Origin of the sequence: Paenibacillus sp. FSL R7-0340 (genome assembly GCF_038002205.1) — a bacterium.
GTDB lineage: Bacteria > Bacillota > Bacilli > Paenibacillales > Paenibacillaceae > Paenibacillus > Paenibacillus polymyxa_B.
Map to the genome: position 1 here is coordinate 1,540,790 of NZ_JBBOBY010000001.1, position 24,016 is coordinate 1,564,805.

19 protein-coding genes are annotated in these 24,016 nt (G+C 47.1%); 14 read left to right on the top strand and 5 right to left on the bottom strand.

The window, feature by feature from the left end:
* Positions 1-9: 9 nt before the first annotated feature.
* Together MKX59_RS06895 and MKX59_RS06900 are read right to left on the bottom strand one after the other, a co-directional pair.
* The gene (locus MKX59_RS06895) at positions 10-1,293 is read right to left on the bottom strand and encodes an ABC transporter substrate-binding protein (RefSeq protein ID WP_340857864.1); all 1,284 of its coding nucleotides are present in this window, start codon (positions 1,291-1,293) and stop codon (positions 10-12) included.
* Between the two features lie 229 nt (positions 1,294-1,522).
* Positions 1,523-2,395: a LysR family transcriptional regulator gene (locus MKX59_RS06900; RefSeq protein WP_023989993.1), complete on the bottom strand. Its 873-nt coding sequence runs from the start codon at positions 2,393-2,395 to the stop codon at positions 1,523-1,525.
* Positions 2,396-2,594: 199 nt separating this feature from the next.
* Between MKX59_RS06900 and MKX59_RS06905 the strand changes: the two genes are divergently transcribed.
* The 7 genes from MKX59_RS06905 to MKX59_RS06935 all read left to right on the top strand — a co-directional run bounded on the left by MKX59_RS06905 (position 2,595) and on the right by MKX59_RS06935 (position 9,738).
* Positions 2,595-3,434, top strand: coding sequence for an ACP S-malonyltransferase (locus tag MKX59_RS06905; protein ID WP_226887830.1), 840 nt, complete (start codon positions 2,595-2,597; stop codon positions 3,432-3,434).
* Entirely contained in the window at positions 3,431-5,077 is a 1,647-nt protein-coding gene (mdcA, locus tag MKX59_RS06910) for a malonate decarboxylase subunit alpha (RefSeq protein ID WP_023989991.1), read from the top strand. Before MKX59_RS06905 ends, mdcA begins: the two co-directional genes overlap by 4 nt.
* A 4-nt stretch (positions 5,078-5,081) precedes the next feature.
* Positions 5,082-5,906, top strand: coding sequence for a triphosphoribosyl-dephospho-CoA synthase (locus MKX59_RS06915; protein ID WP_023989990.1), 825 nt, complete (start codon positions 5,082-5,084; stop codon positions 5,904-5,906).
* A 28-nt stretch (positions 5,907-5,934) separates the two neighbouring features.
* Positions 5,935-6,234, top strand: coding sequence for a malonate decarboxylase subunit delta (locus tag MKX59_RS06920; protein ID WP_023989989.1), 300 nt, complete (start codon positions 5,935-5,937; stop codon positions 6,232-6,234).
* Complete coding sequence (gene mdcD, locus MKX59_RS06925) at positions 6,224-7,897, top strand: biotin-independent malonate decarboxylase subunit beta (RefSeq protein ID WP_068941704.1); 1,674 nt, start codon at positions 6,224-6,226, stop codon at positions 7,895-7,897. The genes MKX59_RS06920 and mdcD overlap by 11 nt, the downstream gene beginning before the upstream one ends.
* Entirely contained in the window at positions 7,891-8,511 is a 621-nt protein-coding gene (locus MKX59_RS06930) for a malonate decarboxylase holo-ACP synthase (RefSeq protein WP_209943428.1), read from the top strand. Before mdcD ends, MKX59_RS06930 begins: the two co-directional genes overlap by 7 nt.
* Before the next feature lie 87 nt (positions 8,512-8,598).
* Entirely contained in the window at positions 8,599-9,738 is a 1,140-nt protein-coding gene (locus MKX59_RS06935; RefSeq protein WP_209943426.1) for an acyltransferase family protein, read from the top strand.
* A gap of 119 nt (positions 9,739-9,857) precedes the next feature.
* Here the strand turns inward: MKX59_RS06935 and MKX59_RS06940 are convergent, their stop codons facing one another.
* Positions 9,858-11,336 carry a PTS transporter subunit EIIC gene (locus MKX59_RS06940; RefSeq protein ID WP_209943424.1) on the bottom strand — a complete coding sequence of 493 codons (1,479 nt, stop codon included), beginning with the start codon at positions 11,334-11,336 and terminating at the stop codon, positions 9,858-9,860.
* Between the two features lie 316 nt (positions 11,337-11,652).
* On the opposite strand from MKX59_RS06940, the gene MKX59_RS06945 reads away from it, so the two are divergent.
* Together MKX59_RS06945 and glpK are read left to right on the top strand one after the other, a co-directional pair.
* On the top strand, positions 11,653-12,477 hold the full coding sequence (locus MKX59_RS06945) for an MIP/aquaporin family protein (RefSeq protein ID WP_028541560.1): 825 nt from the start codon (positions 11,653-11,655) through the stop codon (positions 12,475-12,477).
* A 32-nt stretch (positions 12,478-12,509) separates the two neighbouring features.
* Positions 12,510-14,003: a glycerol kinase GlpK gene (gene glpK / locus MKX59_RS06950; protein ID WP_340857878.1), complete on the top strand. Its 1,494-nt coding sequence runs from the start codon at positions 12,510-12,512 to the stop codon at positions 14,001-14,003.
* Between the two features lie 85 nt (positions 14,004-14,088).
* Here the strand turns inward: glpK and MKX59_RS06955 are convergent, their stop codons facing one another.
* Entirely contained in the window at positions 14,089-15,129 is a 1,041-nt protein-coding gene (locus MKX59_RS06955) for a LacI family DNA-binding transcriptional regulator (protein WP_071558346.1), read from the bottom strand.
* Positions 15,130-15,413: 284 nt separating this feature from the next.
* Here MKX59_RS06955 and MKX59_RS06960 point away from each other — a divergent pair, with 284 nt between their 5' ends.
* The 5 genes from MKX59_RS06960 (at position 15,414) to MKX59_RS06980 (ending at position 23,149) form a co-directional block, all read left to right on the top strand.
* The gene (locus MKX59_RS06960; protein ID WP_340857881.1) at positions 15,414-16,742 is read left to right on the top strand and encodes an ABC transporter substrate-binding protein; all 1,329 of its coding nucleotides are present in this window, start codon (positions 15,414-15,416) and stop codon (positions 16,740-16,742) included.
* Between the two features lie 73 nt (positions 16,743-16,815).
* Entirely contained in the window at positions 16,816-17,709 is an 894-nt protein-coding gene (locus tag MKX59_RS06965) for a carbohydrate ABC transporter permease (protein WP_034095085.1), read from the top strand.
* A complete protein-coding gene (locus tag MKX59_RS06970; RefSeq protein WP_076295612.1) occupies positions 17,709-18,527 on the top strand; it encodes a carbohydrate ABC transporter permease in 819 nt (272 codons plus the stop codon). Before MKX59_RS06965 ends, MKX59_RS06970 begins: the two co-directional genes overlap by 1 nt.
* A gap of 23 nt (positions 18,528-18,550) precedes the next feature.
* On the top strand, positions 18,551-19,897 hold the full coding sequence (locus tag MKX59_RS06975; protein ID WP_340857885.1) for a GH1 family beta-glucosidase: 1,347 nt from the start codon (positions 18,551-18,553) through the stop codon (positions 19,895-19,897).
* Positions 19,898-19,915: 18 nt separating this feature from the next.
* Positions 19,916-23,149 (top strand): cellobiose phosphorylase, encoded by a 3,234-nt coding sequence (locus MKX59_RS06980; protein ID WP_340857886.1) that lies wholly within the window; start codon positions 19,916-19,918, stop codon positions 23,147-23,149.
* Positions 23,150-23,236: 87 nt separating this feature from the next.
* On the opposite strand, the gene MKX59_RS06985 is transcribed toward MKX59_RS06980, so the two are convergent.
* Complete coding sequence (locus MKX59_RS06985; protein WP_075154650.1) at positions 23,237-24,001, bottom strand: exodeoxyribonuclease III; 765 nt, start codon at positions 23,999-24,001, stop codon at positions 23,237-23,239.
* Between the last annotated feature and the right edge of the window lie 15 nt (positions 24,002-24,016).

Genomic DNA, 24,016 nt, shown 5'->3' on the forward strand with positions numbered 1-24,016 from the left:
ATTTTGTTTTTACCGCTGTAATTCCCGTTCGATTCGATCCATTGTTTCCGTCCATAATGCATCGGAATTGGCATCCTGCTTGGCGACATTAGCAAGACGACGGGTCACAATGCCGTGGATGACAGGATAGCGCTCGCCGAAATAGCTGCTTTTCACATTACGTGCGGAGGTGGCAAAGATGAGTCCGGTGGCCTGACCACCAAAGAAAGGCTCGGGTGTCCCCATGATAGGATCGTTATAGACGCCGGGAGTGGACGGAAACAGTCCGATTTTGTGGTAGGCTTCCAGTTGGTGTTCCGGGTTTTGCAGCCAGGTCAGCACTTCAAAGGCTTCTTTGGGATGTTTGCTGGATTTGAGGATAGAAATGAAAGAACCACCCAGGTTGCCGTCTCCTCCAGGAGCACGGGCGACTCTCCATTTACCCGCTGTATCCGGCGCGGCCTCTGTGAGAACTTGCTTCATCCAGATAGCCCCTACAAAAGAGGCGATTTTGCCGTTATTGACTGAAGCGTTCCATTCGGGAGTCCAGCCATCCGCATTGGCGAGCAGATGCTTCTTGTGGAAATCGACAGCGGTTTTCCAGCCCAGACGGATGTCAGGAGATTGATTGCCGATATAGCTGCCATCTGGCTTGAAGTAAAGGTTTGTATGCTGAGCGAGTACCTGATTGTAAACGTTTACAATATTGTCAGCCAAAAATGAACGGCTTCCGAATTTCTGGCGAAGTTGTTCTCCGGCCGCCATGTAATCATCCCATGTGCGAATGGAGGCACTAACCTTTTCAGGATCACTAGGCAAGCCTGCTTGTTCAAACAGATCACTTCGGTAGAAGAGGGCGGTAGGCCCAGTATCCATGGGAAATGCAATCATTTTACCATCAGGAGTGATCCCTTGATTCCATTTCCATTCCAAATATTGATCCTTCAAGCGGTCTGCTCCGAGTTCCCTTAAGTCATAAAAACGATCCGCACTGGGGAACAGCTCCACCATCCAATCGTTCAGAGCTACGATGTCTGGTTCACCGGAACGAGCTGCGAGCGTTGTCTTCAGTTTGGCTTTGAAGTCACCGCCTATTTTTTGAGTTTTTAATTCAATGTTGGGAAATTGTTTTTCCGCTTGGGCGAGTAGTTCATCGTCAATGGAACGGTTCCAGTACCATAATGTAAGCGTTATCTTTTTTCCATTTGACAAATTAGTTTCAGATGATTGACTTTCAGAGGACGAGGGTTCACTACAAGCACTGAACATCGTGAGAAAAGCAAGACATAATACCAGCCATTGTACTGTCTTCACATCATTTCCCTCCTTGCTGTCTGAGATAATCTGCCTGCTAAACAAGTTGTAAATGGTTTAGCTCCATCATATGAAGCTGTTACCCATTTATGTGCATTGACTTAACCAAAAACAAAAAAATTGAAACAAAGCATGTATAGAAATTAAATACTCTAAAGATATTGATCCTACTAATTCGAAGGATGATAAAACAATAAGGCAGATATTATGTCAAAAGGTATCTAAATCGTCAATGCTGAGCAATATCTTGGAAAAATCTAATGATGAATTCGAAGAACGATTTCTCTATATCGGTGTGCAGTTCCCCAGTAGGAAAGGACAGATAGATTGTTCGCGTACATCGAGGCTCCCTGATTTGAAGCAGCTTAATGTCTTCGGTTACGACGTTCCTCCACAGGATAGAAGGAATAAAGGAGATGCCAAGTCCTGTTTGAATCAACCCTCTTACCGTAGCCGGATCATCACTTTCAAAGACGATGTTGGGTTCAAAAGGGATATGAGTAAAAAAGAGGTCCGTTGTTTTCCTAAGCGAATTACCAGGTGTAAGGCTGATAAACTTCTCATGCTCTAGATCTTTCAGGAATACGGTGTCCTGAACGCTCAGAGGGTGAGATTTTGGTACGCCAAGCAAAATTTCCTCCTCCAGCAGGATCGCATGCTCGTTGTCCGCCAACTCTTCGGACGTAATCGCAAAATCGTACGCCGGTCCTTTCTTCATCTTCGCAGGGTGCTGGGTCAGGTTGAATCTAATTTGAGGATAGAGATCGCGAAACTTGCCGACAAGGTTGGGCAATAGCATAGAGCCGACAGCGACGTATAACGTGATGACCTCTACCTTTTCGTTCTTCATTTCTTTGACTTCGGATACGCCTTGCTCTAGTGCTGATAGCGACTGGTTCACTCTTTTCAGGAACTTCTTGCCATATTCATTCAGCACGATATGTTTTCCTTCGCGGTCAAATAGCTGCACACCCAATTCCGTCTCCAGGTTTCTAATCATTTTACTTAAGGCAGGCTGTGAGATAAACAACTCGTTCGCGGCACGTGTGACATGCTCATACTTCGAGGTCACTTGAAAATACTTAAGCTGCAAATAATCCATAGTGAAAAATCTCCTTTATAACCACTAGGTTATCGATCATATGTGAATATATATATTTTACAGGTATTTACTCACTTCTTACAATTAACAATGTAAAGAAAATGAATCCGCTAAAGGTGGTGAGATTCTGAACATCGTTTTTACATTTCCCGGCCAGGGGTCACAGGTTCCTGGAATGCTCCAAGATGTACCCGAGTATGTGAAAAAGGCAACAAGTATCATCGGAACTGAACTGCGTGATGATGAGGAGGCTATGGGCTCAACGGTCTGGATTCAGATGGCACTCTTCGTTAAGGAGACGGCAATAGCCTACCGGTTGATCGAGCAGGGTATCCGGCCCCAATTCGTGGCAGGGCATTCCATTGGTGCATTTCCTGCGGCGGTCATCGCGGGAGTTCTCTCGTTCGAGGATGCGCTTCGGATCGTATGGCTCCGTGCCCGGTTGATGGAAGAAACCTTTCCTGAAGGCTATGGAATGGGTGTGATTATTGGGCTTACGCAGGCCGAGGTTCAACAAGCCGTGCTTCTCTCCCATAGTGAGGCGACGCCAGTCTACCTCTCGAATATAAACGCAGAGCAGCAAATCGTCGTATCCGGATCATTGGTAGGGTTAAATAAAGCATTTATGCATGTGAAAGAGCTTGGGACCGCTAAAACGGCGTTTCTGAAGGTTCCGATTCCTTCACACTCCCTGCTGATGTCAGAGGTAGCCAATAAGCTATTGCTGAAAATACACACTTTTTCTTTGCGGGACGCTCAAATACCATATTTGGTGAATCATACGGGCAGAAAGACGAAAGCCAAGGAAAAAATCGCGGAGGACCTTGCACTAAACGTAGCATATCCCGTTCGGTGGATGGATATGGCGGCTGTCTGCGTCGAATCGGGAGCTGACTGTTTCATCGAGATGCCGCCGGGTCATACTCTTTCCAGACTTGTCAAGCAAGCCCACAAGGATACCCGGCAAATGGCCGTGGACGAGATCGGTCTGGAAGCGACTCAGTATCTGATTAGAAAATGGAAGGAGCAAGAAGAATGAATAAAGTACTGCGATCCTGGTCACAAAAACGTGATAAAAAGCAGGAAAAGTTAGGAAAGGTGGAAAAGTGGCTCGACGGAAAATACATCGACTCCTCCCGAATTGTCGACCTGATGGAGGCGCTAATTGATCCAGGCGCGAAGGTCGTCCTGGAAGGAGATAACCAGAAGCAAGCGTCTTTCCTTTCCCAGAAGCTGCTGGAAGTCGATCCTGGCAAAGTGCATGATTTGCATATGATTATGTCCAGCATTTCAAGACCCGAACATTTGGATATTTTCGAGAAGGGCATCGCCGGGAAGCTGGACTTCTCCTACAGTGGCTCCCAAAGCCTGCGTGTTGCGCAAATGATTGATGACGGGATACTTAAGCTCGGTGACATCCATACGTATTTGGAATTGTTCGGACGTCTCTTCATTGACCTTATTCCAGATGTGGTGCTGGTAGCGGCAGACAAATCAGATCGCGAGGGCAATCTGTATACCGGAAACAATACGGAAGAAACTCCGACGATCGTGGAAGCAGCGGCTTTCAAGGATGGGATCGTAATCGTGCAGGTTAACGAAATCGTGGATGAGCTGCCGCGAACCGATATTCCAGCGTCCTGGGTCGACGTCATTGTACAGGCCGAAAAACCGTACGCACTGGAAGCACTGTTTACCCGTGATCCGCAGAATATTACTGAACTGCAAATCCTGATGGGCATGATGGCGATCAAGGGTATTTATGGAAAACATCAGGTGCAGTCGCTTAATCACGGCATTGGCTTTAATACTGCAGCGATTGAGCTTTTGCTGCCGACCTATGGTGAACAGCTTGGCCTGAAAGGGAAGATTGCCAAGCACTGGGCCCTGAATCCGCATCCAACTTTGATTCCGGCGATTGAATCGGGTTGGGTCGAAAGCATTCACAGCTTTGGAGGCGAGGTCGGTATGGAGAAATACATTGCGGCTCGTTCAGATGTGTTCTTCGTCGGCAAGGACGGATCTATGCGCTCCAACCGCGCGATGTGTCAGGTTGCAGGCCAGTTCGCTGTAGATATGTTTATCGGATCAACGCTACAAATGGACTGTGCAGGTAATTCGTCTACCGTTACTTCCGGCAGATTGTCCGGTTTTGGAGGAGCGCCGAATATGGGGCATGATCCTCGGGGGCGGCGACATGCGACTCCTGCCTGGCTTGACATGATCGAGCGCCCGACGGAACTCTCCAAAGGCCGGAAATTGGTCGTGCAGATGGTTGAAACATACGGTGCCAACAAAAAGCCAGTATTTGTAGATTCGCTAGATGCCATCAAGGTGAAGGATGAATCTGGTCTCGCCATTACGCCAATCATGATTTACGGGGATGATGTCACCCACGTCCTTACCGAGGAAGGCATTGCATACCTCTACAAGACGGACAGCATAGAGGAGAGAAAGAAGGCTCTCGCGGCAATCGGAGGCGTAACACCTTTAGGAATGGAAAGTAATGAAAGCGATGCAAGCCTGTTGCGTGACAGAGGGATCGTGGCCTATCCGGAGGATCTTGGGATCATGCGCAGACAAGCCAAGCGCTCGATGCTGGCAGCACAGACGATTAACGATCTCGTAGATTGGTCAGACGGATTGTATGATCCACCGGCTAAATTCCGGAGCTGGTCTTAAAGCCATGCTCACGATGAATCATTCAGCTTTCGCGGCTTCTCTGGCTGCCAAAGCTGTAAAGGCACTGATGGAAGAGGCTCTTCTTACGCCCAAGCCTGGACTTGTCGATGCCAGAGACAATGGCTCTCATACTGATATGTCCATCGATCTTATGCTTGCATCCGCAAGAGCATTGGAGGATACGTTTCGGGAAATAGCCATTGTGTCATACCTTCACCCGGTGGACCAGACTTTGCGTGAGCAGATCGCTCTAATCGGGCGGGAGGGCGAGAAGGTGATGCTCAGTGCAACGAACGGTGTCAATACACATAAGGGTGCCATTTGGGCCCTTGGGCTTTTAACAAGTGCACGGGCAGCCTTTCCAAGGGAGCGGGACCCACATCAGATTATGAGCATTGCAGGAAGAATTGCATCGTTCCATGACCGGTACCGTCCGATGCAGCAGACGAATGGACGAACGGTTAAGAAGAAATACGCGGTAGTGGGGGCAGAGGAAGAAGCGAAGCTAGGCTTTCCGCACATCCGGGACGAAGCTTTACCTGCTTTGCTGCGCGCTAGGGCTTGTGGGAAGACAGAGGTCGAAGCACGCTTAGAAGCTTTATTGGCCTTGGTGGCATGTGTGGATGATACCTGCATCCTACACCGCGGTCAGTTGACGGATCTGATGGCGATTCAGAGTATGGCCGCAGCCTTCCTTGCAGCAGATGGATTAAGAACCCAGTCTGGCAGAAAGCTGCTCTACCGCTTGTCCGAGTATTGCAATGTTAGACAACTCTCGCCCGGAGGCAGTGCCGACCTGCTAGCTGCCACATTATTTCTTATCGATTGATACTTTTAATTGGAGGTGTTTCTGAAGGATGGAAAAATTACAGTTTCAATACCAGACTACGAAGCCCATCTGTAAGCCGGCACATATAGGTGTTGTCGGTTCGGGAGATTTGGAGATTATTGTAGAGCCTGTAAAAGGCCAGACCACCAACGTCAGCATTTTAACAGGCAGTGAAGGATTTGAACAAGTATGGGAGAATGTTCTGACCCGTTTTTTTAACCGTTATCCGATTACTGCCAATATTACAGTTCATGACTTCGGAGCTACTCCGGGTGTAGTAATGCTTAGATTTACGCAAGTGCTGGAGGTGCTGGATTATGCAGAATAGTTTTGTGGAGCTGAATGGACGCGAGAGAGCTAAAGCGCTGCTGGACGAAGGGACTTTCCGTGAGATACTTGGGCCGTTAGACAAAATCCAATCCCCCCACCTAGAGCCGCAAGGCATTGTTCCTCAGAGCGACGACGGGATTATTCTGGCTCTTGGCGAAATACACAAACAGAAGGTCTTGATCATTTCGATGGAAGGCGCTTTTCAAGGAGGGGGGATTGGAGAAGTCAGCGGGGCCAAAATTTCCGGAGCGCTCGAACTGGCACTGGAAGAGAATAAGAGAGGGAACAAACTATATCCCGTCATGATCTTCGATACAGGGGGTGTTCGGCTACAGGAAGCGAACTATGGATTGTTGTCGATTTCGGAGATTGCTACCCAGATCGTTGCCCTGCGTAAATACGTTCCTGTTATCGGACTGATCCCGGGCCGCGTAGGGGCATTTGGGGGAATGTCCATTACTGCAGAATTGTTTACCACTCTGATTGCTACGAAGAAAGCGCGCCTCGGTCTGAACGGGCCGGAGGTCATTGAGCAGGAAGCAGGGGTCATGGAGTTCGATGCAAGCGACAAAGCCTTGATTTGGAACACAATCGGAGCTAACCAGCGCTTCCAAACCGGATTGATTGACGAAATGGTGGAAGATACGACGGATGCAGTTGTCGAAGCGATTGATACTGCGCTCAAGGCACCGGCGAAGCCTGCTAAAACAGAGCAAATCGATTTCTATCTGACCCTGTTAAACACTCTTGATCCTACAGAAGCTTGGACACCTGAGCGCTATCGCGAATTTTACACGCAGATACAGCCTGTGCAGCAGCCTGTCCCGCTGGCAAAAGAGGGTGCGGCCGACATGTCGGATAGTAGAGGTTATCGCTGGTTCTCCCGCTTGACGGGCATTGCTCACCCAATCAGCGATGTTCCTTCAGTGCTTGCGGCAGACGTGGATAAGAACGGACAACTGTGCAGATATATCGCCATTGTTCCGAATGCCTCCAACCGATTCCCGCGTGTCAGAAACGGTGAGGTTGGTATGCTTGAAGGCTGGACGGTGGCTCAAATCATCAGGGACGCAATCCGTCAAGATGAGAAAAAAGAAACCAAACGTCCGATCATTGCCATCATTGATGTACCCAGTCAAGCCTATGGCTATAAGGAAGAAATGGTCGGTATCAGTCTTGCCCTGGCTGCAAGTGCAGATGCTTACGCAACCGCTAGATTAGAAGGCCATCCAGTTATCGGTGTGATTGTCGGTAACGCGATTTCCGGGGGCTTCCTCGCGCATGGGCTGCAATCGAATCGTTTGATCGCACTGGATGACAGCAAGGTCAATATTCAGGCCATGTCCAAGGCTTCTGCTGCTCGGATTACCAAGCGGACGATTGCCGAGCTTGAAGAAGCTACCAAGAAAGTTCCAGCTATGGCCTACGATGTTCGTAGCTACAGTACTCTGGGGGCATTATATCAGATGCTGAGCGGTATCCATGCAGACGATCCACAGAGTAGTGATGTAGCCATCGTGGAAAAGACCGTTTCCGAGGCAATCGAGAGTACAAAAGGAGCGCCCCGCGACCTTAGCTTCCGATTGCAGACCAAGGAAGCTATGGCGGGCGGGCGGACTGCAACCCGTGGCGTTCGAGATGCGCTTTTGGAGCAATGGTAATCCATCCACATGATCTGATTGAAGTGTCCAATTTGAAATATCTCTCCTTATATGAAGACAAGGAGTGGGTAACCGCCTCGCTGAGGCGGACCCCCTTTGTGGTCGTTCGTCGAGCCGATCCGTCGGCGGATGGTTGTATTCCCGTCGGAGTACGTGGACAGGAGCGAAATCAACGGGAAGCTGCATTCCTGGACCCGAAGGGGGTGTCCCAGCTCGTGTCTCCCTATGCGATAGTGAAACGTCAGATGTGGAACTCCTTGCCTACAGAGAGACGGCAGCAGCCTGTTCTTCAGTTGATGGACTTGTTAGCAGAAATGATGGCGGATTGGCGCTGGGGGCCAGCGGGAAGTGCGGGATTCGAAATAGCGACAGGATACCCCGCTGTGAAGGCAACCAGTGATCTTGATCTCGTAATAGATGGTTCTGAGACTATTGATTATTCTACAGCTGAAGGCCTCTTGCGCAAGCTGGAGCAGTTGGATGTTCGAATCGATATTCAATTGGAGGTGAAGGGCGGCGCCTACGTCCTGCGCGAAATCCTTGAGAGACGGACCAGCACCGTGGTGCTGCGAACTTCTTCAGGTCCGAAGCTCGTCTGCAATCCTTGGCAATGATGGATGTACTATACCAACGGCAAAAGGGAGGAATGCACGACCATTTGACGTAAGCCAACATAAGCTCTCAAAGGGGAAGTGCGTATTATGGAAAACACTACCGGCCCAAAAGTTAATATTAATGAAAGCGACATTTTAAAGGTGTTTGCCGTCAGCGGAGCGATCCTGCAAAGCGTTCTGGGCATGTTACTGAAGTATGCCCATAATAACGCGGATCTGGCCTTACTAGGCGTTATTTATAATTTAGTGAAATATACCGCGCCAGTCTTTATTTTTGCCATCGTGTATGGAATGGTGATGAATAATCAGCATACCAGGGTATCACATTTTTACAAGGAAAAATTCAGCGAGCTCGTGATTCCTTATTTTCTGTGGGCGTCAGCCAGCTTGCTCTTCTTCCCGCACATACAGGTTAATCAACACGTTACTTCGTTTTGGACGCTCATTGAGTCTTATGTGCTCGGTAATTCATCACCGCAATATTGGTACACAGTGATGATGCTGCAATTTCAATTACTGATGCCAGTCATTATTTTCGTCTGCTATAAGTACCTGGCTAAGCCTTTACGGGTCATTCCGTTGCTTATTGTGAGCTTTATAATCTTCGGCGCCTGGGTATGGATGTATTATACCTATGTATTCCATGGAGCTTATGCGTCCAGTTTGCTATACCTTGACCGCTTTTTCGTCAGCTATTTTATATATGCTCTACTAGGCGGAATCGCTTGGGTGTTCAAGGGAAAATTTGACGGGGTGCTTCGACGGATTCAGTTCATACTCATTCCGGTGATGCTACTTATTCTCATTTGGATAAATCGCGAATTTTTCAGCTTTGGATTCAAGCATATGTCATTTGGCAATCTGATTTATCTGAAGCCGTCCATGACCTTGTACAGTTTGGTAGTGATTTTCCTGATTTACATGCTGGCAAGACATTTGATCAGCGTAAATTCCCGTTCACTTCCCTATTACAAATGGTTCTCTACTTATGCGTACAGGGCCTTTACAGCGAACGTATTCATTCTGGTCATCGTGCTGCGCTTGGTCGGTGACTTGGTAAGTCAGCTTCCTTTATTTGTAGCGTTGCTTTTGGTTTATCTGACGACTGTGGCCTGCTCCTTCGGCGTCGTCTATGCCTTTGCGCAGATAAAGGTAAAGGTATGTCGTGAATGGTTATTGTTGAAACAAAAAAAGAGCGCACAGCACCAATCTAAGATAAGTACCTAAAAGAAAATAGTACATGTAACAACGTATATATTATACTATAATTTAGGTGTACCTAAGTTATTGGCAGATTGACGGCAACCCAAAAGGGTATCTCGATGATTGAAGAGATACCCTTTTACTTACATCAGCCGCTGTATTTCATCTTTCAGAATTTCGGACCGAGTCCCGAAAATAACCTGCAGGGTACCATTACCAAGCCTGATGATTCCCGACGCTCCGAGCTGCTTGAGAGCTTGATCGTTAACCGCTTTGTCGTCTTTGACGACAAGACGCAGCCGCGTGATGCAGGCATCAATGCTTTGGATATTGTCTGAACCGCCGAGGTAGGTTAGTACCTTGCCTGCCTGACTGGACTGAGTATCGGATGTGGTGCTTGCCTTTCCATCGGGTATAGTTTCGTTAACCTCAGACAGGAGACTGTCTTCTACATCATCTTCACGCCCAGGAGTTTTTAGGTTGAATTTGAGAATGATAAATCGGAACAGGAAGTAATACACGCCGGCAAAGGCAAGCCCGACTGGGATCATTCGCAATGGGTGGGTGGAGAGCTTCATATTGACCAGATAGTCAATGAGTCCTGCTGAAAAAGAAAAACCGAGTTTGACATCCAGGAGATACACGACTAGGCCACTCAGACCTGTCAGCAGAGCATGAACGCCGTAAAGCAATGGTGCAATGAACATAAATGAAAATTCGAGGGGTTCGGTAATTCCAGTCAGGAATGATGCCACCGCAGAACCGATGAAGATGGAAGCGATTGCTTTACGTTTTTCCGGTTTGGCTGTATGAATGAATGCGAGGGCCGCTGCCGGCAGAGCGAACATCATAATGGGGAAGAAGCCGGACATGAATATACCCGCCGATGTATCGCCTGCGAAAAAACGCGTCAGGTCACCATGAACGACCTCACCGGCAGCATTGGTGTAGTCACCAATTTGAAACCATGCGATCGAGTTCAACACATGATGCAAACCGAGTGGGATCAGCAGCCGATTGGCAATCATGAATATCATTGATCCGATTCCGCCAAAGCCGACAATCCAGTTGCCGAAGACTGCAATCCCATCTTGTATCGGACTCCAGATCATACCGAGCAGAATGGCCAGAATCATGGTCGTGAAGGCGGTGATCATGGGGACAAAGCGTTTGCCTGAGAAGAAGCCAAGCCAATCTGGAAGTTGAATATTGTGATATTTTTTAAACAGAAAAGCAGACCATCCACCGATAAAAATACCACCCAATACGCCCATGTCCAGCTTGACGTCGTCTGGAATATATGCAAATATACCCGGCACTGCCGCCAAAATACGGGTCAGCACCATATAGGCAATGACTGCCGATAATGCGGCTACTGCGTCGCCTGCCAGACCAATGGCAACACCGATGGAGAAAATGAGCGCAAGGTTACCGAAGATAGCCCCCGCCCCCTCGTTCAGAAAAGGAGTGACATAATGATTCAGAAATCCGCCAACTCCGGGACCAAGTGGTATATCCGTTTCATAATTAATCAGTGCTAATCCTTGTAAAATCCCTGCGGCGGGTAGAGTGGCTACTGGAAGCATTAACGACTTGCCGATTTTTTGCAGAAATTTCAGCATAACATTCTTCCCTTCTTCATCGAGTTTGGGAGTGTCGTATTCATCCTGAAACCCTTACATTAAACCATTTTTTTACATCATAAATCGGAGAAACTAACATGGTCAACGATTATTTTAAGCTATGAAAAGACGTAAATCCGTAGTTGACATCGCTTACATGCTTATATAGTATCAAATTTAAGTTAATAATCGTGACGGAGACAAGAGAGCCACGCAGACACCCATGGTACAGCACAGGGTTGGTTTGTGATGGCTTTTCTTTTTTTGCGCGATGAAAGCGATCGAAATCGGATGATCTATTGAGGAGGTAGGTTGTATGTCGCCATACGCAGCCGAATTCATAGGGACAATGATTCTTATTGCCCTAGGTGGCGGAGTGTGCGCAGGGGTGTCTCTGAAAAAGTCATTTGCTCACGCTTCCGGCTGGATTGTAATTGGAATGGGATGGGGGCTCGCGGTTGCTATTGGGGTGTATGCAGTGGGTGAAATCAGCGGAGCGCATTTGAATCCGGCAGTGACACTGGCGTTGGCATTTCAGGGCATTTTTCCATGGCAGGACGTTCCCGGCTATATTGTGGCTCAGCTTCTCGGGGCCATGGCGGGTGCGATAATCGTCGTTTTGCATTATTGGCCTCACTGGAAAGAGACGGAGGACACAGCAACCAAACTCAGTGTATTTGCGACAGGACCGGCTATTGATCATCCGTTTGCCAACGTGCTTAGTGAAATGATAGGTACTTTCATCTTTGTTCTTGCTCTGCAGTCATTTGGTGCCAATTCATTTACAGGGGGCTTGAAACCGCTGATTGTGGGTTTTTTGGTTGTCAGTATCGGTTTATCCTTTGGAGGCACAACGGGCTATGCCATCAATCCAGCGAGAGATTTTGGGCCGCGTCTGATGCATTATTTACTACCGATTCCCGGTAAGGGAGCATCCAATTGGAAATATGCCTGGGTGCCCATTGTAGGGCCGCTGTTGGGTGGATCTTTCGCAGGGCTATTTTATCAGGCTGTTTTTAAGGGGAGTGTGACTCCGGCTTTCTGGATTTTACTAGGGATCATCGTGATTGTACTTTTGATTACCTTCCGTATGAGTCGTACTTATAAAAATCATAAAACGGATCACAAACTTACAGCTTAAAAACGATGGATTTACACGGGGAGAGATGAACAATGGGAAAATATATTTTGTCACTAGATCAGGGAACGACAAGCTCAAGAGCGATTTTGTTCAATAGCGAAGGAGATGTAGTGTACTCGGCTCAGCGAGAATTTCCACAATATTTTCCTCATCCCGGCTGGGTGGAGCAGAATGCGAATGAAATCTGGAGCTCTATTCTCGGAGTCATTGCCTCCTGTCTTTCCGAATCCGGTGTAAAAGCAAATCAAGTGGCTGCCATTGGCATTACCAATCAGCGAGAATCGGTGGCTGTGTGGGACAAAAATACAGGAGTGCCCGTGTATAACGTACTCGTATGGCAATCACGCCAAACCTCGGACATCTGTGAAGAATTAAAGCGGCAAGGGCACGAGGAGCTGTTTCACAGCAAAACAGGGCTGTTGATCGACCCGTATTTTTCAGGCACTAAAGTAAAGTGGATACTGGACCATGTGGAGGGCGCTCGGGAAAAGGCAGAACGAGGTGACCTATTATTCGGTACGATTGACTCGTGGCTGATCTGGAAATTATCCGGCGGAACGGCACATGTAACAGACTACTCCAATGCAGCTAGGACGCTGATGTACAACATTTATGAACTAAAGTGGGACGAAGAGCTGCTGGACATTCTGGGTGTTCCGAAAATCATGCTACCTGAGGTAAGACCTTCTTCCGAGGTATATGCGCACACCGTGGATTATCATTTCTTTGGTCAGAATGTACCTATTGCCGGTGCAGCAGGTGACCAGCAGGCAGCCTTGTTTGGTCAGGCATGTTACGAAAAGGGGATGATCAAAAATACTTACGGCACAGGCTGCTTCATGCTGATGAATACGGGGGATCAGCCTGTTGAATCCAAGCACGGCCTGATTACGACCATCGCTTGGGGACTGGAGGAAGGTAAAGTACAATATGCACTCGAGGGGAGTGTGTTTGTAGCGGGGGCGGCGATCCAGTGGCTGCGAGACGGGCTGCGCATGTTCCGTGAAGCGAAGGACAGTGAGCCTTATGCCGCCCGTGTTTCGTCTACAGAAGGAGTGTATCTTGTACCCGCTTTTGTCGGACTGGGCAGCCCCTACTGGGATAGTGAGGTGCGCGGAGCGATGTTCGGCCTGACACGCGGGACCACGAAGGAGCATTTTATCCGCGCCACATTGGAGTCACTCGCTTATCAGACCAAGGATGTGCTTACAGCCATGGAGATTGATTCAGGTATTGCAGTGAAATTGCTGCGGGTGGATGGAGGAGCTGTATTGAACAATTTTCTGATGCAATTCCAGAGCGATATTCTGGATGCAACAGTGGAGCGGCCAGTTATCCATGAGACGACGGCACTGGGGGCTGCATGTCTGGCAGGTTTGGCTATTGGATATTGGAAGAGTACGGATGAACTTCGCAAGCGGGTGAGGGTGGAAACCTCTTTTGCCCCGAATATGGATGAAGCAACACGTGAAAGCTTGTATGAAGGCTGGAAAAAGGCTGTGAATGCGACGATGGCCTACAAGTAATAGATTAAGCGATGGGTCTCTGAATATTAAACTGCAAAAAGATGACTTCTGAATTTATCAGGAGTCATCTTTTTTAAGGCATATGCTAACTCTTGACCTTCGTATGGTTCCAATGTTGCCGGGCTCCGCAGGAGCTACGAATGACTAGTTCCGGCTCTACTTTAATACATTTCGTATCCATTTGTTTATTCATCAGGTCAAACAGCACCATAGCGGCTAGACGGCCTATTTTTTGCTTGTCTTGTTTTACCGTCGTCAGTGGAGGTTCGGTATAACGACAGGCTTCTATATCATCACATCCCACTACAGCAATATCCTCGGGTACCCTCAAGCCGCTTTCCTTGAAAGCACGTATGGCACCAAAAGCAAGTAAGTCGGTCGCCGCAAAAATAGCTTTTGGCAAATTTCCTTGTTGTATCCACGTCTTCGCGATCTGGTATCCATCTTCTGCCGCGTAGTCCTTACCATACACGATCCATTCAGGTCTGACATCAAGACTAAACCGTTTTAGTGAAGCGATAAAGGCCTCCTCTCTCTCTTTAATAACCAAGGAGGGGCGTTCAATGCCTATAAAACCCATTTCGCGGTATCCATTCATGTAAAAGTGCTCAACCACCTTCATTGAAATCTTCTGATTGTCGGACATGATATAGCAGGAACTAGCTCCGGTTAGTTCAATATCGACACCGATGCAGGGGATAGGGCTGGCGTCGAGATCAAAAACACTCTTCTCCACCTCATCTCCAGCAATAATAATGCACCCGTCCACTGAAAAATATTTCGAGCGAGCCAAATAGTCCTCTCCATTATCCAGAAATTTCTCATTTGAAAAAAACAGCAGATCGTAACCGAGCAAGCCAATCTGTTTTTTGAAGACATTTATGATATCTACAAAAAAAGGATGACTAAAATCAACATTCAGCTTGCCGGCAAATATAACGCCTACCAGATTAGATTTTTTGGTAGCAAGCGTTTTAGCCGAGGAGGAGGGTCTATAGCCTGTTTCCTCCATGATTTTAAGTACCCGCTGCCGGGTTTCCTCACTGATGTCCGTATAATTGTTAATGATTTTCGAAACCGTTGCCACTGAAACGCCTGCCATGCTAGCTATTGTTTTTATATTCATGGAATCCTCCGTAACTAAACTGATTTAGTTAAATTGACTTTGCTTTTCAAACTTAATGATTACTCGTATTCTATGCTACCTCATAGAAGTGAGTCAACAGTGTGAATAAAGGATGTTGCCTAATATTTCAAGGAGTAATAACGGTGATTTATGTTTTATTTGATAATTTACAATTCTCTATTTACAAATACAGGCTATCCGATACATAATAGTAGCTGTAATTAACTAAACCGCTTTCGTAAAAGTGAATGCATTTATTCTAAGAGTACAGGGGGAATTTTGCAATGCTGAAAAAGTGTTTTTCTTTACTTATTGTAACCGCTTTAATAGTGGTATTGGCTGCTTGCGGCAAAGGTGGTGAAGCTGGACAGAACGGGAATAAAAAGGTCACGTTAAAGATTATTCATTGGCAGCAAGAAAATATTAATAACTATATAAAGGAATTTAATAAAAAGTTTGAAGAGAAGTATCCCGATGTTCAGGTGGAGTATACGACGGTTCCTGCTGATTCAACTTATGATCAACTGATGCAAACGCGTATGAATGCTGGTTCAACCGGTGATGCAGACATTATTCCTTTGAAATTCAGCTTCGTAGGCGCACCGCAGGAATGGTCTAAGGGAGCAGCTGATCCGATGTGGAAGCAGTGGATTGAGGGAGGACTCATTGCAGATCTGTCGGATCAAGCTTTTATCAAAAACTATAATCCTACAGATGTCAAAAATGCCATGACCTACAACGACAAAGTATACGGTGTAAACATGGGAAAGGTGGCCCTGACAGGTCTGTTTTACAACAAAGAGATTTTTGAAAAATATAATCTTACTGTGCCAACGACATGGGACGAACTGGTGAATGTGATGAAGGTGCTCAAGGATAATGGCGTAGAACCGCTTGGTTTTGGCGGTAAGGATGTATGGCCTATTAACCTTGCTGTCCAAGGGCTTCAAGCCTCTATCCATGATGATCAGCTGGAATATATCAAAGGGCTGTGGACAGGTAAGACGAAGCTGACAGACCCCGCCCAGCTCGAAGTTTTGGAAAAATCACAAGTTTTAATGAACAACGCCATTGGTGGATTTATGGGGATTGACTATGGAACCTTGCCAAGCTTGTTTGCTTCAGGGCGTGTAGCTATGATTGCGGATGGTACGTGGGATGCAACTACGATCCAGACAGCCAATCCAGAGCTGAAATTTGGTTATTTCCCGATTCCGGGCAGTAACGATCCAGCCAAAAATAAAAACCTTGCAGGCAAGTACGATATGACCTGGATGGTATTAGAAAAATCGCCAAACAAGGATTATGCGATCAAATGGCTTGAAATGCTCTCCGAGAAGCAGAACTATACCGATTTCGTGAACGCTGCTGGATTTTTGCCAACACAGTCTGATGTGAAGATAAGCAGCGACTTTGTTAATGAAATTCAACCTTCACTGGAAAACTTCAAGCTCTCTTGGGATCAGCTGTTTATCAATCGTAAGAATGTTGGACAGTACATTAAGGAAGCCAGCGTACATGCGGAATTTTTGGCGCCTGCCGGTCCGTTAAAGACGCCTTTGGAGCTTGCCCAGAAATCTCAGACAGACTGGGATGCGGCAGCCCCTAAATAAATCTATAGATTTTACAGGAAAACAAATGGGCAACTGCAAAGCTCCCATAATAATGTAAAAAGGTGTGAGACCCATGTATCCCTTCGGAAAGGGTGCGGCCCGGATAATGCCCTATCTTTTGCTGAGTATTCCGGTGCTGCTCTATTTGCTTCTTGGTTTTGGACCCTCTATGGTAACCGTGCTTTTTTCCTTTACAGATGCTACCGGGGTTCCGGGGCAGACGTGGCATTTTATCGGATTCGAGAATTACACGACCTTTTTCACCTCCTCCGATTCTGGAGATCGCATCGCTTCCATTGGCCGTTCCCTATATTTTGCCGTAGCGGTGGTTGTGATTCAAAATGCAGTGGGGCTGTTCATGGCCATCCTTATTAATAAGAAGCTCAAAGGGGATGTGTTATATCGCTCTGTATTTTTCCTACCCGTTGTGCTCGGGGTAACGGTATCCGGCCTGATCTGGCAGCTGCTTGCCAATCCGCTTGGGGGCCCTGCGCAAGCCTTGATGAACTTTTTTGGAACCAGCTCCAACTTCTTCGGGGATTACGATATTGCATTTGAGTTGATTATTTTTGTGCAAATTTGGATGTACATGGGTTACTCGATGACTATTTTCTTAGCCGGACTCCAATCTATCCCCAGTGACTTATATGAAGCAGGGTATATGGACGGTGCCTCTGGATGGAAAGCGTTCAAAAATATTACCTTTCCGATGATTGCACCGTCCTTTACCGTCAATATGCTGCTGTCCATTATCGGCGCATTGCAGACCTTTGACATTATTTATGTGCTGACAGGTGGTAAATTCAACACGACGACACTTGCGTTTGATGTATATGCCACAGCCTTTGGCTCTGGGACATCAGATTACGGCCTTGCTTCCGCAGTTGCTATGATCCAGTTCGTGTTCGTGTTTACGGTATCGATGATTGCCCTGTATTACTTACGTAGAAGAGAGGTGGAAATGTAATGAGCAGTACCAAAGGAGCCAAAATACTGAGCTACATCATCGTACTGCTCATGCTTTCGTTGTATGTATTCCCGCTTTTCTACCTTTTTAATGTATCGATGAAGACTCAAAGTGAGTATCTGATGGACCCTGTAGCTCTAGCCAAAAGTCTGCGCTTGGAGAATTTTATGGATGCTTGGGAAAAAGGGAATTTCTCTCAATACATGTGGAACAGCATTTTGTATACAGGCGTATCTACGTTATTAACGCTGATTATATCCGTGTTTGCGGCTTTTCCGCTGGCGCGGGGATATGTTAAGTTCAGCACCTTCTTTTATGTGTTTTTTCTGATATCCATGTATCTCCCGAATCCGCTGATTCCGCAATTTGCTCTCATTAATAGCCTGGGACTTTACAATACCCAGCTTGGTTTCATTTTGCTGAAAACAACAGGTACTGGCATCGCTTTCCTGATGTTTGTGGGATATATCAAGTCTGTCTCCCGAGAGCTGGATGAAGCGGCTGCAATGGACGGGTGCGGATATTCACGATATTTGTTTACAATTCTTGTCCCGCTGATGAAGCCGGTGTTGGCGACAGGCATTATTTTGACAGCTATTGGGGCGTGGAACGACATTATAGGTCCTACTATTTATTTGTCTGATCCTGCTTATCAGCCAGTGACCAAGGGATTGTTCTCCTTCTACGGACAATACATGAACAACTGGCCGCTGCTTGCTTGCGGCATTCTGATTGTTACACTACCGCTCGTGATTTTGTATATTTTCCTCCAGCGCTTTATTGTCGGCGGTGCAATGGCCGGAGCTGTGAAGTCTTGATCCCTGAAAGGATGATACCGAGTATGAGTGAGAATACCTATACATTCCCCACCACGTTTATGTGGGGAACTTCGACCTCTTCTTATCAAATTGAAGGTGGCGTGGATGAGGAAGGGAGAACGCCTTCTATTTGGGATACTTTCTGTCGAGCACCCGGGAAGGTGATAGGAGGGGACTGCGGAGATGTGGCTTGTGACCATTTTCACCGCTTTAAGGAAGACGTGCAATTAATGAAGCAACTTGGCTTTTTACATTACCGTTTTTCCGTGGCCTGGCCGCGCATTATTCCCGCACCCGGCGTGGTTAACGAACAGGGGCTACTTTTCTATGAGCGTCTGCTGGATGAGATTGAGTCGGCCGGGCTAATTCCAATGCTGACGCTGTATCATTGGGATCTACCGCAGTGGATTGAGGAGGAGGGCGGTTGGACGCAGCGAGAGATTATCCAACATTTTAAAACGTATGCCTCTGTAATCATGGATCGATTTGGACAGCGTATAAGCTGGTGGAATACGATAAATGAGCCCTACTGCGCCTCTATTTTGGGCTATGGCACAGGCGAGCATGCCCCCGGCCACGAGAACTGGAGGGAAGCCTTTACTGCCGCTCATCATATTCTGATGTGTCACGGGATAGCCATGAATTTACACAAGGAAAAGGGCCTGGCGGGCAACATCGGTATTACGCTGAACATGGAGCATGTCGATGCAGCCACTGAACACCCTGAAGATGTAGCCGCTGCTGTCCGGCGGGATGGCTTTATTAATCGTTGGTTTGCCGAGCCATTGTTTAACGGGAAATACCCTGAGGATATGGTGGAATGGTACGGGGCGCACTTGAACGGATTGGATTTTGTACAGCCTGGTGATATGGAGCTGATTCAGCAGCCAGGGGATTTTTTGGGCATCAACTACTACGCCCGCAGCATCATTCGAGCGACTACAGACGCTTCGTTGCTTCAGGTCGAGCAGGTTTCCATAGAGGAACCGGTAACGGATATGGGATGGGAGATTCACCCCGAATCCTTTTATAAGCTGCTGACGCGGATTGAGAAGGATTTTACCAAGGGATTACCTATCCTGATTACGGAAAACGGAGCAGCGATGAAGGACGAACTGGTGAATGGAAAGATTGAGGACATTGGGCGTCAGCATTACATTGAGGAACATTTAAAGGCATGCCATCGCTTTATTGGGGAGGGAGGTCAGCTTAAGGGCTATTTTGTCTGGTCATTCCTCGATAACTTTGAATGGGCCTGGGGATACAGCAAACGTTTCGGTATTATACACATCAATTACGACACACAGGAACGGACACCCAAACAAAGTGCGCTGTGGTTCAAACAAGTGATGGCGAATAACGGGTTTTAAATAGAAAAGGGGGATACGATGCAGCAGTATTATTTTGACGATCAAGGACGTTTTGTGATTGAGAATTATGCGCAGGCCAAGCCCTTTTCCAGTTTTCTACCCGGTATTGCTGGGGTTCAGGGGATTCCTCTGTGGGCGTATTATATTAATCGTGGGCAAGGAATCGCAAGCTTTGGTGTAGAGGATAAGAATGGAGCAATCATGGAGTTTTTTCCGGCCAACCGCAGCTATAGTCTTGTGCCGATACATGGCTTTCGAACGTTTTTAAAGGTGAAGATGCAGGGGGAGTGGAGCTATGTGGAGCCATTTTCGGCTGTGCATCCTGTGGAGCGTGAACAGCAAAAAATGCTGATATCCCGCCATATGCTCGAAATACACAGCTCTAATCCAGACACAGGGCTTGAGGTACGTGTGCAATATTTCACGCTTCCTCATGAAAGTTACGCTGCTTTGGTGCGCAAGGTGGAGATTGTCAATCATTCCGCTCAAGAGCTTGAACTGGAGGTGCTGGACGGCATGCCTGCCGTGCTGCCCTTCGGTATTGATAATACGGCATACAAGGAGCTAGGACATACACTGAAAAGCTGGATGGATGTGTATAATCTCAACAATAGCATTCCTTACTATAAGGTACGTGGAAGTACAGCGGATACAAGTGAGATTCATCAAATTGAAGCGGGACATTTTATGTACAGCTTTGTGGAGGAGGAGGGCAAGACCAGGCTATTGAGTCCAATTGTCGATCCGTCCGTAATATTTGGTGAAAATACGGCACTGACCTTCCCGGATCGCTTTATCCATTCACGCGTCGAAGACTTGGTTTCACAGCAGCCTGTGACGACGAATAAAGTGCCTTGTGGGTTTAGCGGCTACACAGCACGACTAGCGGCAGGTACTGCCGTCAATCACTGTACGATCATTGGGCATGTGAATGATATTCACTCTATCAATGAACGGATTACGGAAATTGCAACCATGTCTTATATTGAGCGGAAGGCGGAGGAAGCCAAAGCGTTGATCGAAGAGTTGACGGATGAAATGGCAACGCGGACATCCATTCCGTTATTTGACGAATACTGCCGTCAGAACTATCTGGATAACCTGTTACGCGGTGGTTATCCATTGCTGCTGGACAACGGCACCGAGCAACCATTTGTATATCATGTATTTTCGCGCAAGCATGGGGATCTGGAACGGGACTATAATTTCTTTAAGCTCCAGGCGGGATATTATTCTCAAGGAAATGGTAATTTTCGAGATGCGAACCAGAACCGGAGAAATGATGTGTGGTTTAACCCCAGCATAGGAGATTTCAATATCCGTTTGTTTATGAGCCTGATTCAGCCAGACGGCTATAATCCGCTTGTTGTAAAGGGGTGTAGCTTTCAAATACGAGAGCTGGAACCGTTGTTAGGACAGGTGGAGGTGGCAGATCATTCGTCTTTGCGTGCTTTTTTCCAATCGTCGTTCACCCCGGGTGAGTTGATTCAACATATCATTCATGACAACATCGCGCTAAAGCAAACGGTTGAGACGTTTGTAACCGAAGCTCTCAAGCATTCCGAACAATGCTATGAGGCTGATTTTGGTGAAGGTTTTTGGATCGACCATTGGACTTATAACATGGATCTAATCGAAAGTTATCTAAGTATTTATCCGGACAAACAAGAGGAACTCTTGCTCGCGACCCGAGAGTACATGTATTACGACAGTCCGGCATGGGTACAGCCACGTCGAAACAAATACGTGCAGATGAAGGACGGACGTATCCGTCAGTACGGGGCGGTCGTAGAGAGCAAGGAGAAAGAAGCTCAGCTGCACGCCCGGGATCGCGATGTTCATTGGGTTCGAACCGAACATGGAAGCGGAGAGATTTATAAGTCCAATTTATATGAAAAGCTGCTGTCATTGGCAGCCATCAAGCTGTCCACGCTGGACCCGGAGGGCTTGGGAATTGAGATGGAGGCGGGCAAGCCGGGATGGAATGATTCCATGAACGGACTTCCGGGGCTGTTTGCTTCTGGATTCAGTGAACTGTGTGAATTACAGCGACTCCTAAGATTTTTAATACATGCACAGGTGAAGCTTTCGGGCGATTCTGTGCTACGGTTGCCGCGAGAAGTTGCTAAGTTAATCCAACAGCTGAGGCTCACAATGGAGGAATACTACCACGCTTCTGATGAGGCTGATTACAGGAATGAAAGCAAGGATTACAGCTTCTGGTCACGAATTTCGGATGCTAGAGAAGCGTATCGAGAAACAGTTCGTTTTGGATTTGAAGGGGTAGAAACACCACTAGCGTTTGATGATGTGCTGGTGTTTTTGCGCCAGGCTGAACGTAAGCTCCAACAGGGGATGGATAAGGCTCTGCTTATCGGTGAGGGGATATACCCAACCTTCTTTTATTATGAAGCCAGAGAATTCGAGGTACAGGAGGATGACTGCGAAGACAAGCTCGTAAACATACATTCCTTCGAACGTAAGGATACACCATATTTTCTGGAGGGACCGACCCGGGCTATGAAAGTGGTTGGTGACATTGTAAATGGGCAGAAGCTGTATCGGCAAATCAGGCAGAGTGGACTTTACGACAGGAAGCTGGGCATGTATAAGGTGAATGAAAGTCTGGCGGGGCAGCCGTTCGAACTTGGTCGTTCCAGAGCTTTTACACCGGGTTGGCTGGAAAATGAATCTATATTTATGCATATGGAATACAAATATTTACTTGAATGCTTAAGGGCGGGTCTATACACTGAATTTTTTTCAGACATTAAAAAAGCGTTACCGCCTTTTATGGACCCAGAGGTCTACGGAAGAAGCACGCTGGAGAACAGCTCCTTTATTGCTAGTATGGCTAATCCTGATGCAAGTTTGCATGGAACGGGATATATTGCGAGGCTGAGCGGATCTACGGCAGAATTTATTCATATGTGGATATGGATGATGACCGGCGGGCAACCGTTTGGCTATGATCATAGGGGCCTATCCTTGAGACTGGAGCCCAAGCTGCCAGGCTGGCTGTTCACAGCTACAGGTGAGCTATCTTTCTGTTTTCTCGGAAGCTGCCAGGTGACTTATTTAAATAAGGATCGCAAGGATACTTATGCACCGGAATGCATAGTGACCCAGTATGTACTGCATTACGCCAGTGGCGAAAAGAAGACGATAAGCCAGGCTGTATTAGATCAAAAAGAGGCGCAAGATGTGAGAGAGCGGTTGATTTCCCGTATCGAGGTATATTTGGGGAAATAGCTCCATTAATTAAAGCCGTCATGCTGCAATAACAGAGCATGACGGCTTTTTAAGACTTCATAAATCCTTGTGCCAGGCAGGGGGGGCCTATGCTGAAATATCTTGCAATTCCAATATCACAGGGCAGTGGTCACTGCCTGTAATATGACAATCAATGCTCGCATCCATCAATAGCGGACGAAGTCTCTCCGAGACGAGGAAGTAATCAATCCGCCAGCCGATATTCCTTTCTCTCACCTTTGGCATGTAGGACCACCAGGAATAAACATCCGTCCGGTCAGGATAAAAGTATCTAAAGGTATCTATAAATCCGGCGTCTAGTAGCTGTGACATGCGTTCCCGTTCCTCAGGCGTAAATCCGGCATTTCCGTAGTTAGCTTTGGCATTTTTGAGGTCGATCTCCTGATGAGCTACGTTCAAGTCTCCACAAACGATGACAGGCTTCAAAGCATCCAGTTGTTGCAGGTAGCTGCGAAAACGGTCTTCCCATTCCAGTCTGTAGGGCAGTCGGGATAAGTCCCGTTTGGTATTTGGTGTGTACACATTGACGAGATAAAATTTTTCGAATTCCAAAGTAATGGTTCGGCCCTCCGGTTCTTCATTTTCTTCAAGTCCATAATGCACAGAGAGCGGCTTGATTTTGGTGAAAATAGCCGTGCCGGAATATCCTTTTTTCTCAGCATAATTCCAGTATTGTGTGTATTCCTCCATGTTCTCCATGAGGATTTGACCTTCTTGAAGCTTCGTTTCCTGTACGCAAAAAATATCGGCATTTGTTTCTTTTAGATAAGTATAAAACCCTTTGGTCACACAGGCTCTTAAGCCATTTACATTCCAAGATATTAATTTCATTTGATTAATCTCCTT